Source organism: Nocardia sp. NBC_00403 (assembly GCF_036046055.1).
In the GTDB taxonomy this organism is placed as follows: Bacteria; Actinomycetota; Actinomycetes; order Mycobacteriales; family Mycobacteriaceae; genus Nocardia.
Genome location: NZ_CP107939.1, coordinates 6,980,968 through 6,994,487, shown reverse-complemented (window position 1 = coordinate 6,994,487; position 13,520 = coordinate 6,980,968). Strand labels below are relative to the sequence as shown.

Genomic DNA, 13,520 nt, shown 5'->3' with positions numbered 1-13,520 from the left:
GCGCGCCGCGAATGCGAGCCGCACAGCCAGGCTGCCACCCGTCGAATCGCCTGCGACGATGCTCTTTTCGGCACTGTGCCAGACAGCGTCCGTGGGGACGACGAGAGGGTCGTACTACTTGACCGAGAGCGCGCCGTCCAGGCCACCGACATCGGTGATCTTCCAGTCGGAGCCGCGGTCGACGGTGACGTTGTAGGTGACCGTGGTCTGCGCCCCGGCCGGGTTCTGTGCGTTCGTGGAGCTGACGGTGACGAAGACTGTCACCCGGTAGACGCCGTCGCGCTCGGACAGGATCTTGGCCGTGATCGGGCTGCCGGTCGATGCCCACTTCAACGGGGTGAGCAGCTCTTGCAACTTCGGTGCGGTCGCATCGAACTTGTTGGCAAGGGCGGGTGCGGTGTTCTGCTTGAGCCGGCCGACCCAGGAGGCGAACTCGGCGTAATTGACGGTGGCGGCGCCGACGGCGTAGTCGGTGGCGATCTGCTCGGCGTGGCGGTTGTCGGCGGCCACCCGGTCACGGTCGGCGAGGTCGCCGCGTGCCGCGAAGAGGAAGCCGGCGAGCGTGACGGCGAGGATCGTCAAGGCAGTGGTGGCCGCCGCCCATACCACCGTGGTGATCGGCAGTGAAATAGACCGCGGTGCGGTATCGGTTTTCGACGCGACCACCTCGGTTGTCTCGGCGTCGGCGGTCTTGGTGGTGTCGACGTTCATTTCGGCTCCGAATGATCGGTTGTCGGACTGCGTTGGCGCTATTTGACGGTGAGTTGAAGATTCAGCGTCCCGTCGGGGCTGGTGGTATCGAGCGCCTGGGTGATGAGGCTGCCGATGTCGAGTGGCCGCACCGCATTCGTCGCGAGCGGGATCAGCGGTTGCAGCATCGGGATCATCGTCGCCAGGTCCGGTCCGATGGCATTGATCCGTTCGGCCAGCTGACGTAGGAACGGGACGAGTCCGACGGTCTCCGGGGTGTCGATGACGTAATCGGCTGGGACGTTGCCCTTTCGGATGACCCGCGCGATCGCGGCCGCCACCTCGCTGACCCGAGGACCGAAGGCGGCCCATGGTCCAGAGGCATCGGTCAGCGCGGGCCCCGACCACGCCATATCGTTCGCGTTGGCTTGGAACGCTATGAGCATCTGGCGGATGACATCAGAGCGAACCAGCAGTGTCGCGGCCAGCAGGTCGGTCGCGCGGGACAGTTGCGGGATGACGGTTTCGGTGCCCGCCAGCCCCTCGGTGAAGGTCGGGATGATGGCGGCCATCGCCTGCGGATCCAGCTGGTTGAGCAGCCGGGTGGCGGTCTGTGCTACCTCCGGGATCGAGATCGGCACCGTGACCTCGGCGGCATCCACGATCTGTCCGTCGCGCAGGTATGGTCCGTCACCGCTGGCGGGGCGGAAGTCGAGATACGGTTCGCCGAGTCCGGACAGTGTTTCGATGCGGGCCATGCTCGAGCTCGGAATTCGGTATCTGTCGTCGACGCGGAACCGCACCGAAACCGTGGTCCCGGTGTGCGACACCGAGGTCACCGTGCCGACCTCGATGCCCGACAGCAGCACCTTGGAGCGCGGCAGCAGACCGCCGGAATCGGTCAGCACCATGGTCGCCTCGGTGTACTCGTTCAGCCAACCGACCCGCACCACCCCGAGGGAAAGGTAGGTGCTGCCGACAAGGAGGATCGCGGCGATAGCGCCCAGGGATGCCATCGAGCCGGGTTTGACCGAGGAGAGCTTCACCGGACCACTCCGATCATCCGCAGCGTGGCGACGATCCGGTCGACCTGGTCGTCGGTGGACATGGGGCTTGCCGCACCGGTCTCCGCCGCGATGCGGGTCAGGTTCACCGTCGGCCCGCGTTCGGCGAACGGGATGACTTTGTCGCGCAGCAAGGCCACCAGCCGATTCAGATTGGCGGGCGCGGACAGGTCGAGTGGGTTGGCGGCCAGCAGCATCGGCACGAAGGCCTCGGCCGCGGCGTCACCCTCCTGCAGGAGGGGGCCGAGCCAGACCACCGCGTGCCCGACGATGCCGAGGGCGCCGACAACGCCGAGGGTCAGCACCAGGGAATTCGCGAAGACCGGGATGTCACGCGCGCCGCGTTCGGACAGCAGGACGTCGAGCTCTTCCCTATTGTCCTGCACCGCCGTCACATCCTGCTGGATGGCGTCGAGGAATCGGCCGACACTGTCCAGACTATCGGCCACGTCCTGGGTGTCGCGGCCGAGCGTCTCGAATATCCGGGCCGTGTCTGCTGGTCGCTCCGGCAGCACGGCATTGCTCCGGTTGATGATCTCCTGCACGCTGTGCAGCGCACCGCCGCCGATGAAGGTCGACATGCCTGCCATCAGGTCCTCGATCTGCAGTGCGGGGCGGGTCTGCGGTAGCGGAATCGTGCCGCCCGGCGGCAGGGTCTCGGCGAAATCTGTCGGGGGAGTGGTGAGTCCGATGTAGATGTCACCGAGGATGGTGTTCTGCCGCAGCTGCGCGGTGGTGGTGGTCGGCAGCCGCACCGACTCGGAGATCTCGACGATCGCGTCGATGCGTCCGGGATGCTGTGTCGAAGGATCGACAACGGTCACGGTGCTCAGTGTGCCGATCTGCGCGCCATTGGCCACCACCTTGGCCTGCTTGGGCAGGTTCAGTGCGTTCGCGAACTCGATCCGGACCTGATAGGTCGGGCCGGACACGGATGCGCCCGGCACCGGCACCGACGAGGGATCGAAACCGCAGCCGCTGACCAGCATCCCCGCTGTGAGCGTGCCGGCAAGCCAGGAACCGGTGCGCCGCACCACTGTCCGCCTTTTCATCGGGCACCCACCGATCCGAGCACGATTGCGGCCAGGTCGACACCGGCAAGGCCGTTGTCCGATGTCTTGCATCGGCCGGGTGTCACCGTGTTGACCGCAGCGCAGATCTGATCGGCATCCGCTTGTGGCAGCGCGACTTTCGGCGCGGCGTAGGTGAGCCGGACCTCGCCGGTCTCCGGGTCGATCGCGCGCTGGAATGCCCCGACCAGGGCCGGGATCATATCGATGACCTGCTTCAGTGATCCGACGCCCGCGCCGAGCAGCCGCAGGTATGGGGCCAGATCATCGATGCCGCCGAGTATTTCGCGGCCGTACTTGCGGGCGATGTCGTTGAACATCGGAAAGTCGACCAGGAGTGAGTCGACGATCTGGATGACCTGTTGCCAGACCTCGTTGACGAAGGCGATGCCGGGTCCGGCATTCAGCAGCGTCGTCTTGATGTCCTGCCAATTGACCGAGATGCTGGTCGAGAGTTCGCCGAGCGCGTCGAGCAGCGCACCGATATGGCCGATGGCGGCATCCGGTGCGCGCAGTGCGGTGCCGAGATCCTGGATCAGGGCATTCATCTTCGGCCCTGTCCCGGAGGTGGCACGCTGGAAGGCGGCGACAGTGTCACGGATCCGGCTGCGCTCCGCGGGGTCGCCGTTGCCGCCGAGCTGGTCGGCCAACGCCGAGAAGGCCGCCAGGGTTTCTGTCATGCTCTTCGGTGTGAATGTCCTTGTCACGCAGGTGTTTCGGTTCCAATCGGGTGCACCGGGTTCGCCGAGCACCGCGAGATTGCGATCGGCGAGGAGAGTGTCGGCGACCGTTGTCGCGATGACCTGCCCGGTGAGCGGGTGATCGGCGTCTACCTCGAATTCGACACGGACGCCGGCACCGTCGGGCGAGAGCGCCGTCACGGTACCGACCGGCATGCCGAGCATGGTCACGTGGTTGCTGGGGTAGAGGCCGACGGCATCGGGCAGGATCGCGCAGTAGCCGATGGTCTTGTCCAGCGGACGGAAAGCGACAAAATAGCCGACAACGGAGAGGATTGCGACGAGGACGCCGCCGATCACGGTGACGAAACCCGGCGAGGCGAGCAGGCGTTGCACGATCAGCACCCCTTTCCCGGCACCGGGACGCAGACGGCAGGTGCGAATATCGTGTCCGCGGACTGGTCGACGCCGATGCCGTCCTGTGGGGTCACCGCGGTCTGCAGCCGGTCGCGGGCGGTGCGCAGGGTGCCGAGTGCGCCGTCGAGTTTCCCGACGAGCTCACGCAACGCGGGCAGCGTCGCCGTGAGCTTGTCGACCATCGGCTGAAGTTGTTCGCGCCAAGACGGTTCCAATGCCGCGATTCTGGACAACAGTTCAGCGGCGATCCGCAACGCTTCGGTGATCTCCGCTTTTTTGTCGAGGCCTTGCACCTCGAGCAGGCCGATCTTGCGGACGAACTGTCCCACGAGCGACCGGTTGCCGTTGATCGCGGTCAGGAACTCGTCGGTGACGATCAGCGCCTGTGACACCTCGGCGTTCTGCTTGTCGAGGATCGTCACGAACGACTGCATGGTGGCGCCTATCCGGCGCAACCCGTCGGGACTCCGGTCGAGGGAGGTCTGCACCGCGGTCAGGTTCTCGCGCAGCGTGCTGCCGTTCACCTCGGCCACCGGTTTCGCGGCATCCTGAAGCGTCCGAACCAGGCTGTAGGGCAATGTAACCCGTTCGGGTGGGATCGGCTTGCTGCCCAGCGGCCTCGTCCCGGCGGGAATCATGGCGACGTAGTGGCCGCCGACAACCGTGAGCATCCTGATCTCCAAAGTAGTTGCGTCCCCGACGAAGACATCCCGATTTACGGTGAACGTCATCCGCACCCGGTCCGGCTGCAGCTCCAGCGAGGAAACCGTGCCGACCGAAATCCCCGCGACCCGTATCTGATTGCCCACCCGGATCGACTGTGCCTCCGACAGGTACGCGGTGTAGGTGTTCTTCCCCAGCGGCAACACATAGAGGACAGCGGTCGCGGCGAGCGCGATAACGATCAGGCTCGCGCCGATCACCCCGAGGCGCAGTTCGCGGCGATTCTTGGTGGCCTCGTGCCGGTCGTGGCCTCGACGCCTGGGCAGCCCGATGGTCAGTTCTTGCATATCGCAATCCTTTGCCCGGCGATCAACACCGCGACCATGGACGGCACCTCGGCATTGCCTTTCGAGCAGGTGAGGTCGACATGGACCGCGGACCCGCTGGCGGGCACCAGCGTCGACAGCGACTGCAGCAGGCCGGGTAACTTGCCGAGCTGGTCCAACGCGGTGTCCGGGTCCGGAAACAGCAGGCGCAGGTCGCGTTCGAGATGTGGGTTGGTCGTCTCGGTGAAACCCAGGGTGGCAAGCAGGCTGTTGAGCGGGCCCAGCGCGGACGGTGCGACGCTCGCGAAGTCGATCAGGCCGTCGAGCTTCTCCTGAAAGGCGGTGAACACGTTGGTCAACCCGTGCAGCAGGGTGATCAGATGCGGTGACTTGCCGCCGATCCTGGTGGAGATCGACTCGAGGTTCGCCACGATGGTGGAGATCACCGTCTGCCGATCGGTCACGTAGGCGCTGAGCTTTTCGATCGCGTCGAGGGCGGGCCCGATCCCCGAACCATTGCCCTCGATCACCGCGAGCACGCTCTCCGTGAACTGGTTGAGCGCACCGGGAGAGAACTCCTGCAGGACCGGTTGCAGTCCGTTGAAAAGCTGGGTGATGTCGAAGGATCCGATGGTGCGATCGGTCCCGATGATGCCGGCCGACGCCTGCTTCGGGGTCGGATGCTCGGGCTGGCGGATGTCGATGTAGCGCTGTCCGGTCAGTGACTGGTACCGGATGGCAAGGGAACTCGCGTCGTAGAGGGGCCGGTCGCTGTGCACCGTGAATTCGACCCGCGCGCGGCCCTGCACCAGCGAGATTTCCGCAACCTTGCCGACTGCGACCCCGAACATGCGGACATCATCACCGGTCTTCAAGCCGCTGGCATCGGTGAAATCGGCTCGGTAGCTGTCGGTATCGCCGCTGATGGGCCGAATAATGGCCGCCGCGATCATGGCGAGCAGGGTGATCATCGCCGTGGCGAACAGACCGAGCTTCCATGCGATCGAGAAGGTCGACGTCGGTGTCATCGCGTTCCTCCCGGTGCGGCGAATCCGGCCTGACCGAGCAGCGGCACCGAGAGTCCGGGGACACTGCGCAGGGTGACCGATGCGTTGAGGGTCGGACCGTTCGGGGTGTCGGCGAATATGCGGTCGAGTCGTTCGATCAGTTCGGTGAGTTCGGCATGCGAGCGCGCCGGGTGCGGCACCGTCGCGGCGATGGCTGCGATGAGGGGCGCGAGCATGTCGGTGTAGCTCGAGAAATGTTGTCTGGCAACATTTCCGATGGCGCCGATGTCCGGGAACGCGTCGTCGACGAGCATGCCGATGGTCGCATCGAATTTTTGCCGGTCGTTCTGGAACACCTCGATGTCCAGCACGGCTTTCAGGAGTTTGAAAGTGGCCGAGGTGAACGACCCCAATCCGTCGTAGAACCTCGCGAATTGGTCGATCAGGAACGAGGAAGGGTACCGCTGAGTGTCGGCGACCGCCCGGCTCAGCATGACGACGGCTTCCAACATCGGAGTGAAGGCCTGCAGGTCACCGCTGAATGTCCGGAGCACCTCGGCGAATTCGGGAGTGAAGACCTCGGTGGAGGTCTCGGTGAGTGCCCGCAGCAGTCGGCCCATGGTCGCGTCGGCCACGCGGTGCGCGTTGGCGCCCGCAAGATCGATGACCGCTCCTGGCCGTAGCGGCGCGCCGCCCTCGGCCCGTTTCAGCGCGACGGTGCTGATGCCGAAGAGATTCTGCGGTGCGTAGTCGATCGCGAGATCTTCGGTGAGACAGGCCGTTTGGGATCGGTCCAGGTCCAGGGTGATCAGCTGGCGGCCAGTGCCGATGCTCGCGATGTCGGTGATCTTGCCGACGTCCACGCCGTCGAGGCGCACCGAGGTGCCCTCGATGACGCCTTCGCCGATGTGCTCGGTGCGTAGCTGGATCTGCATGCGCGTGTCGTCGGGGGCGTTGTGGTACTCGGTCCAAGCCGCTGCCATCGCGACGGTCGCAGCCAGCGCGGCCGCACCGAGCACCTGAGAACTGCGCCGCCCCATGGTGACCCCGGGCAATCCGTAATTCGGCATTCGGCTCACCCCGGGAATTCGATCGAGGAGTTGACGCCCCACAGCAGCAGGGTCAGCAACATATCCAGCGCGATGATCGCGACGAAGCTCGCGCGCACTGCCCGGCCTGAGGCGATACCGACGCCTTCCGGGCCGCCGGAGGCAAAAAACCCGTAGTAGCAATGGATCAGGATGACCGCGATGCCGAACACCAGGATCTTGATCACCGCGGCGAGCACGTCGTAGCCGCTGGTGAACTGGAAGAAATAGTGGTCGTAGACCCCGCCCGCCTGGCCGTGCAGCAATACCACCACAGTGTCGCAGGCCAGGTAGCTCAGAATCAGGGCGATGAGGAACGTCGGCACGATCGCCATCGCGCCTGCGATGACCCGGGTGGTCACCACAAACGGAATCGAGCGCAGTCCAAGGGATTCGATCGCATCGATCTCCTCGGCGATCCGCATAGACCCGATCTCGGCTGTCATCCGGCAGCCGGCTTGGGCCGCGAACCCGACCGCGGCCGCAATCGGCGCCAGCTCACGGGTATTCGCGAACGCGGACACCACACCGGTGGCCGGGCCGAGGCCGATCAGATCGAGCGTGGTGAACGACTGGATGCCGACCCCGGCGCCCATCGCGATACCGAGCACCACCAGCATGGGCACCGTGCCGCCACCGACGACGACCGAGCCGCGGCCCCACGTCATATCGGTGATGGTGCGCATGGTCTCGGCGCGATAGCGGCGTAGCGTCAGCGGAATCGCAGCCAGCGCCTGCAATACGAAGCCGAGCGCGAACCCGGCACTTTCCAACGGCGTCAACACCCGGCCGTGGTTGCGCACGAGGCGGCTGACCGAGCGAAAGCCCCTGGGTACGTAGGGAGTAGCAGTCATTATGCCACCCGCAGCGGCAGGAACATCCCGACGACCTGGGTGATCACCAAGTTCACCACGATGATCGATGCCACCGACAGCACGACGGCCGCATTGACGCCGTCGGCGACGCCGCGCGGTCCGCCGCTGGCCTCGAGACCGCGTTGGCAGGCGACGATGACGACGATGAACCCGAACAGCATCGACTTCAGCAGCGAAATCCACACGTCGGTGAGCACCGTGAAGGAGCCGAAGGTCGCCCAGTAGCTGCCAGGGGTGACGTTCTGCGCGCCGATCGCGACCGCGTAACCGGCGACGATGCCGACGAAGATGATCAGGATGTTCAGCAGCGGCGCGACGAGCAGCATCGCCGAGACACGCGGAATCACCAGTCGGTGTACGGGATTGATGCCCATTGTCCGCAACGCATCGATCTCCTCGCGGACCGTACGCGCGCCGAGATCGGCGGCAATCGCCGAAGCACCCGCGCCGCCGAGCAACAGGCCCGTTGCGATCGGGGCACCCTGCTGGATCACCCCGAGGCCACCCGCCGCGCCGATCAGCGAGTCGGCGCCCAACTGATGGATCAGATTGCCTACCTGCACGGAAACCACGACACCGAACGGCACCGCCATCAGCACGGCGGGGATCGCGGTCACGGTGACCAGATACCAAGCCTGACGCAGCATTTCGGGCCACTGGAATCGCCGCGCGATGATGTCGGAGGCCGCGCCCCGCGTCGACTCCAGTCCCAGGTCGACCACCCGCCCGAACGTCCGCAGACTCGACAGTGTCGTGTCGGTGACGTTCTTACGCGCGATCCGTGCCGCCGTCGGCCCGCCCTTCATTGCAATCGGCGCTTCGGATTCCATCGATAGTCCTCCATCGACCCCCCGCCGTGGACCGCAGCCGCGGCGATCTGGAGGCCTTCCCCAACGCTAGGTTTCGCGGGCGACGGTGCCCATGACGTCACGCGTCACAGTGTTGACGGTTTCCGACAGCTCGTATCAGAGCGATCACCGACGACTATGAGCGTGCTCACGACGTACCCCCGAATGTGATCGATGCCATGCACTGCTCGCGACGACGCTAACACTGCGGAGTAGTGAATACAACGGTATCAATTTCGCCCCTGGGCCGAAGCGCAACCAGGTAAGTTCGATAACCGTCCGCGTCGTCGCAAGATCTCGGATGTCGTTGTGGTGCTACACCGATCGCGCCGACTTCTCGATGCAGGAATACCGGGCAAACATGCCGCGTACACTGGCGCGACGGTCCACTGGCCACGATCGTGAGGCAACGGCAACCGACGACACGGGGTGAGCTGATGACAACCCGACGCGAGGGCATCCTCGACGCGGCACGGGGACTCATCGTGCGGGCGGGGTACGCGAGCGCGAGCATGCATGCCGTCGCGCGTGCGGCAGGCGTCACCCGGCCCGCCCTCTATGCCGAGTTCGGTGACCGCGACGAGTTGTTCGCGGCGCTGTTGGCTCGTGAGGAGGAACGGGTGCTGGCCATGGCGGCCGCCGCGACACCCGAACTTGCCGAAGACGCCGATCTGTCGACTATCGACGTGGCAGTCCTCGGAACGGACGCCGTCGATATCTTTCTCGATCAGGTGCTCGCCGCACCGGAAACCTGGCAGTTCGTCCTGATGCCGGGCGACGGTCTGCCGCCCGCGATGCACGAGCGGGTCACGCAGGCGCGCAATGCGATTCGGGCTCGCAGCGAGTTGCTGTTCGCCGTGATCGCGGCACTGGCCGATCGGGAACTCGACACCGAGATGATGAGTCATGCCTCCATCAGTGTGAGTGAGACGGCGGCTCGGATCATCGTGTCCGAGGACGGACGCGACAAGCGTGCGGCGTTGTCCAAGACCATGCGCTGGATGGCACGCCGGATGGTCGCTGGCACCGGAATCGAGAAGGGATAGTGCGGTGGCACAAGTGAAGCGGGCGGTCGGCCCGCCGGCCCGCCGGCGCTACGCCAAGCGCCTGCAACCCGCGGATCGACGTGAACAGCTGCTCGACGTCGCGCTGAATATCGTTGCCGAGAACGGATTCGCCGATGTCAGTGTCGCGGCAGTGGCGGAGCGAGGTGGGGTGACCCGGCCGGTGGTGTACGACTCGTTCGGTAGCCGCGACGAACTACTCGCCGATCTCGTCGAGCGGGAGACCACCCGGATGCGGGAGGCTGTCGTGCGGGCGATGTCGGAGGTCGACGGTTCGATCAGGTCGGGCGCCGACCCCCGGGATGTGCTGGCGGCAGCGCTCGTTCGATTCCTGGCCGAGGTGCGGGCCATGCCGGAGACCTGGCGGCTGGTCTACTTCCCTCTCAGCGGCGTGCCCTCGACCCTGCGGGAACGCGTCGTGCAGGCGCACGACCAACCGCGGGGCCCGCTGCATCGAGTGCTCGGCGCCTGGCTGACCGGCCGGCCGGACGCCGACGAGGTCGACCTCGATGTGCTGGTGCAGCTGATCCAAGGATTGATCCAGACCGCTGCGCGGCTTGTTCTCGACGAACCCGACCGGTTCGACGTCGACCGGATTCTCGCGCAGTTCGATTTGGTGCTCTTTCAGGAGTCCTGACGCCGGATCAGTCGTTCTCACCGGCTGCTGCCCAGGAACCTCGGGAGCTTGCGATGCACCCAGCCGTGAGGTCACGGCGTCACTGCGGACACCTCGGCTCGTGGCTGCGCGGCGGCAGCAGCCGCGACGAGTTGCCGAAAATGTTCGATGACCTGATCGTGATACGCCCGGATCAGGGTGTCGACCATGTCGATCGCCGCGTCCTCGACCGTGGCATCCGACTGCCACAGTGCGAGCAGTTGCCGGGCAACCCGCACATGACCCTCGGGTTTCAGCGGTTCGTAGAAGGCCGCACCCGCTTCGGGTGTGGCGATGAGGATGTCGCCGACGGAATTGAACAGGTTGAGAAACGCGCTCTGTCCGACCGCGGCGAAGCCGACGCGCAACATGTGCAGCTCGGCCTCCATGATCTCGCTGACTCCTGCCCGCCCGGCGCTGACGAGCAGCTCGAACCGGTCCACCGCGCGCGCCAGTGCGGTCAGGTCGTAGCGGCGCGGGTCTGCGGCCACGGTGCGGATGGTCTGCATGAGCAATAGGTGATCGACATCGATGATGTCGGCGAAGATCTTGGCGGCGCGCTCTGGCAGCTGCCTGGAGTGCCGGAAAAAGTAGTGCGCGGTATCGATTCCGCCGTAGAGGTAGATATCGCGGACGATATTGCCGAGTCCGCGGCGGGCCTCCACGAACCCGAGGGCGGCCAGCCTGCCGAGCGCGCTGTTCGCGGTCGGCCGCTATTCGAATCGATGCAGGCGCCGTTCCCTCCGATTTCGGCATCAATCCGAGTCCCACGATCGTTGCCATGGAGGTGAAGCGGTGATGGCGATGCGTCCGCGGCCGGGGGAACTCGGCCCGCATCGGCCATTCATGCCGCAAAACCCCCGGTAATCAGGCGATTTGCATATTCGCCAAAGCGTCACGTAATGTTCTCCAAGTCAGAGCGACACGGACACCGACCCGGAGCCGAGAAGCCCAGCGGAAACGCTGAGCGGAGGGCCTGGGAAACGAGGTAGGACGAGGAGCGCCTGACCACCCGGCTCGACCGAGATCCCGATTTGTTTCGGGTTCAACGCTGAGCTAAGCTTGAACAAGTGCCTCACCGATCAATCAGAGTAAATCTGGGCGATGGTGTGTGCGTGTGTTCTTTGAGAACTCAATAGTGTGTCGATGAATGTCAGTGCCAATTATTTAATTGGTTCCGGCCTTACATACCCCCCGGTTGTAGGGTTGGACATTTAGTCAGCAAATCTTTTTGCTGGCGTTTTGTTTTGCTAGGTTTTCGGACTCTAGTTATTCTTCTGATTGCATCCCTTTGGGGGTGTGGTTGAGAGTCTTCAACGGAGAGTTTGATCCTGGCTCAGGACGAACGCTGGCGGCGTGCTTAACACATGCAAGTCGAGCGGTAAGGCCCTTCGGGGTACACGAGCGGCGAACGGGTGAGTAACACGTGGGTGATCTGCCTCGCACTTCGGGATAAGCCTGGGAAACTGGGTCTAATACCGGATATGACCAAGAGCTGCATGGTTTTTGGTGGAAAGATTTATCGGTGCGAGATGGGCCCGCGGCCTATCAGCTTGTTGGTGGGGTAACGGCCTACCAAGGCGACGACGGGTAGCCGACCTGAGAGGGTGACCGGCCACACTGGGACTGAGACACGGCCCAGACTCCTACGGGAGGCAGCAGTGGGGAATATTGCACAATGGGCGAAAGCCTGATGCAGCGACGCCGCGTGAGGGATGACGGCCTTCGGGTTGTAAACCTCTTTCGACAGGGACGAAGCGCAAGTGACGGTACCTGTAGAAGAAGCACCGGCCAACTACGTGCCAGCAGCCGCGGTAATACGTAGGGTGCGAGCGTTGTCCGGAATTACTGGGCGTAAAGAGCTTGTAGGCGGTTTGTCGCGTCGTCTGTGAAAACTCACAGCTCAACTGTGAGCTTGCAGGCGATACGGGCAGACTTGAGTACTTCAGGGGAGACTGGAATTCCTGGTGTAGCGGTGAAATGCGCAGATATCAGGAGGAACACCGGTGGCGAAGGCGGGTCTCTGGGAAGTAACTGACGCTGAGAAGCGAAAGCGTGGGTAGCGAACAGGATTAGATACCCTGGTAGTCCACGCCGTAAACGGTGGGTACTAGGTGTGGGTTTCCTTCCACGGGATCCGTGCCGTAGCTAACGCATTAAGTACCCCGCCTGGGGAGTACGGCCGCAAGGCTAAAACTCAAAGGAATTGACGGGGGCCCGCACAAGCGGCGGAGCATGTGGATTAATTCGATGCAACGCGAAGAACCTTACCTGGGTTTGACATACACCGGAAACCTGCAGAGATGTAGGCCCCCTTGTGGTCGGTGTACAGGTGGTGCATGGCTGTCGTCAGCTCGTGTCGTGAGATGTTGGGTTAAGTCCCGCAACGAGCGCAACCCTTATCTTATGTTGCCAGCGCGTAATGGCGGGGACTCGTGAGAGACTGCCGGGGTCAACTCGGAGGAAGGTGGGGACGACGTCAAGTCATCATGCCCCTTATGTCCAGGGCTTCACACATGCTACAATGGCCGGTACAGAGGGCTGCGATACCGTGAGGTGGAGCGAATCCCTTAAAGCCGGTCTCAGTTCGGATCGGGGTCTGCAACTCGACCCCGTGAAGTTGGAGTCGCTAGTAATCGCAGATCAGCAACGCTGCGGTGAATACGTTCCCGGGCCTTGTACACACCGCCCGTCACGTCATGAAAGTCGGTAACACCCGAAGCCGGTGGCCTAACCCTTGTGGAGGGAGCCGTCGAAGGTGGGATTGGCGATTGGGACGAAGTCGTAACAAGGTAGCCGTACCGGAAGGTGCGGCTGGATCACCTCCTTTCTAAGGAGCACTTCTGCATCGCACCCCGAAGAGTCGGGGATGGTAAACGTTGATGCCAGAGACCGTTTCGGAAACATACGTTTTCCGGCGGACGCTCATGGGTGGAACGCTGGCAAGTTTTATCGCATTCGGTCAATCCTCAAGTGGTTGGTCGCGGTGAATATATCGACACACTGTTGGGTCCTGAGAGAACACGCGAGTGTTTCCTCTTAGGCAAGATAACGACAAGGCTGGATCTTCAGT

The 13,520-nt window shown here is 64.0% G+C and carries 12 protein-coding genes and 1 rRNA gene; 3 read left to right on the top strand and 10 right to left on the bottom strand.

Annotated elements, in window-relative coordinates; genetic code table 11:
• Nucleotides 1-114: 114 nt before the first annotated feature.
• The 9 genes from OHQ90_RS31310 to OHQ90_RS31270 are packed head-to-tail and all read right to left on the bottom strand — an operon-like array spanning nucleotide 115 to nucleotide 8,686.
• Nucleotides 115-711, bottom strand: a complete 597-nt coding sequence (locus OHQ90_RS31310; protein WP_328403637.1) for a hypothetical protein — start codon at nucleotides 709-711, stop codon at nucleotides 115-117.
• A 38-nt stretch (nucleotides 712-749) separates the two neighbouring features.
• Nucleotides 750-1,736, bottom strand: coding sequence for an MlaD family protein (locus tag OHQ90_RS31305; RefSeq protein WP_328403635.1), 987 nt, complete (start codon nucleotides 1,734-1,736; stop codon nucleotides 750-752).
• A complete protein-coding gene (locus tag OHQ90_RS31300) occupies nucleotides 1,733-2,806 on the bottom strand; it encodes an MlaD family protein (RefSeq protein ID WP_328403633.1) in 1,074 nt (357 codons plus the stop codon). Before OHQ90_RS31300 ends, OHQ90_RS31305 begins: the two co-directional genes overlap by 4 nt.
• Nucleotides 2,803-3,900 carry an MlaD family protein gene (locus OHQ90_RS31295; protein ID WP_328403631.1) on the bottom strand — a complete coding sequence of 366 codons (1,098 nt, stop codon included), beginning with the start codon at nucleotides 3,898-3,900 and terminating at the stop codon, nucleotides 2,803-2,805. Before OHQ90_RS31295 ends, OHQ90_RS31300 begins: the two co-directional genes overlap by 4 nt.
• A 2-nt stretch (nucleotides 3,901-3,902) precedes the next feature.
• Nucleotides 3,903-4,931 (bottom strand): MlaD family protein, encoded by a 1,029-nt coding sequence (locus OHQ90_RS31290; RefSeq protein WP_328403629.1) that lies wholly within the window; start codon nucleotides 4,929-4,931, stop codon nucleotides 3,903-3,905.
• Nucleotides 4,919-5,938: an MlaD family protein gene (locus OHQ90_RS31285; protein WP_328403627.1), complete on the bottom strand. Its 1,020-nt coding sequence runs from the start codon at nucleotides 5,936-5,938 to the stop codon at nucleotides 4,919-4,921. Before OHQ90_RS31285 ends, OHQ90_RS31290 begins: the two co-directional genes overlap by 13 nt.
• Nucleotides 5,935-6,987, bottom strand: a complete 1,053-nt coding sequence (locus OHQ90_RS31280) for an MlaD family protein (protein ID WP_328403625.1) — start codon at nucleotides 6,985-6,987, stop codon at nucleotides 5,935-5,937. The genes OHQ90_RS31285 and OHQ90_RS31280 overlap by 4 nt, the downstream gene beginning before the upstream one ends.
• A gap of 5 nt (nucleotides 6,988-6,992) precedes the next feature.
• Nucleotides 6,993-7,859, bottom strand: coding sequence for an ABC transporter permease (locus tag OHQ90_RS31275; protein ID WP_328403623.1), 867 nt, complete (start codon nucleotides 7,857-7,859; stop codon nucleotides 6,993-6,995).
• Nucleotides 7,859-8,686 (bottom strand): MlaE family ABC transporter permease, encoded by an 828-nt coding sequence (locus OHQ90_RS31270; protein ID WP_442941509.1) that lies wholly within the window; start codon nucleotides 8,684-8,686, stop codon nucleotides 7,859-7,861. The genes OHQ90_RS31275 and OHQ90_RS31270 overlap by 1 nt, the downstream gene beginning before the upstream one ends.
• A 479-nt stretch (nucleotides 8,687-9,165) precedes the next feature.
• Here OHQ90_RS31270 and OHQ90_RS31265 point away from each other — a divergent pair, with 479 nt between their 5' ends.
• Nucleotides 9,166-9,774: a TetR/AcrR family transcriptional regulator gene (locus tag OHQ90_RS31265; protein WP_328403619.1), complete on the top strand. Its 609-nt coding sequence runs from the start codon at nucleotides 9,166-9,168 to the stop codon at nucleotides 9,772-9,774.
• Between the two features lie 4 nt (nucleotides 9,775-9,778).
• Nucleotides 9,779-10,429, top strand: a complete 651-nt coding sequence (locus OHQ90_RS31260) for a TetR/AcrR family transcriptional regulator (protein WP_328403617.1) — start codon at nucleotides 9,779-9,781, stop codon at nucleotides 10,427-10,429.
• A gap of 71 nt (nucleotides 10,430-10,500) precedes the next feature.
• On the opposite strand, the gene OHQ90_RS31255 is transcribed toward OHQ90_RS31260, so the two are convergent.
• Nucleotides 10,501-11,112 (bottom strand): hypothetical protein, encoded by a 612-nt coding sequence (locus tag OHQ90_RS31255; RefSeq protein WP_328403615.1) that lies wholly within the window; start codon nucleotides 11,110-11,112, stop codon nucleotides 10,501-10,503.
• 648 nt (nucleotides 11,113-11,760) lie between these two features.
• Between OHQ90_RS31255 and OHQ90_RS31250 the strand changes: the two genes are divergently transcribed.
• A 16S ribosomal RNA gene (locus OHQ90_RS31250) occupies nucleotides 11,761-13,277 on the top strand.
• Nucleotides 13,278-13,520 lie beyond the last annotated feature (243 nt).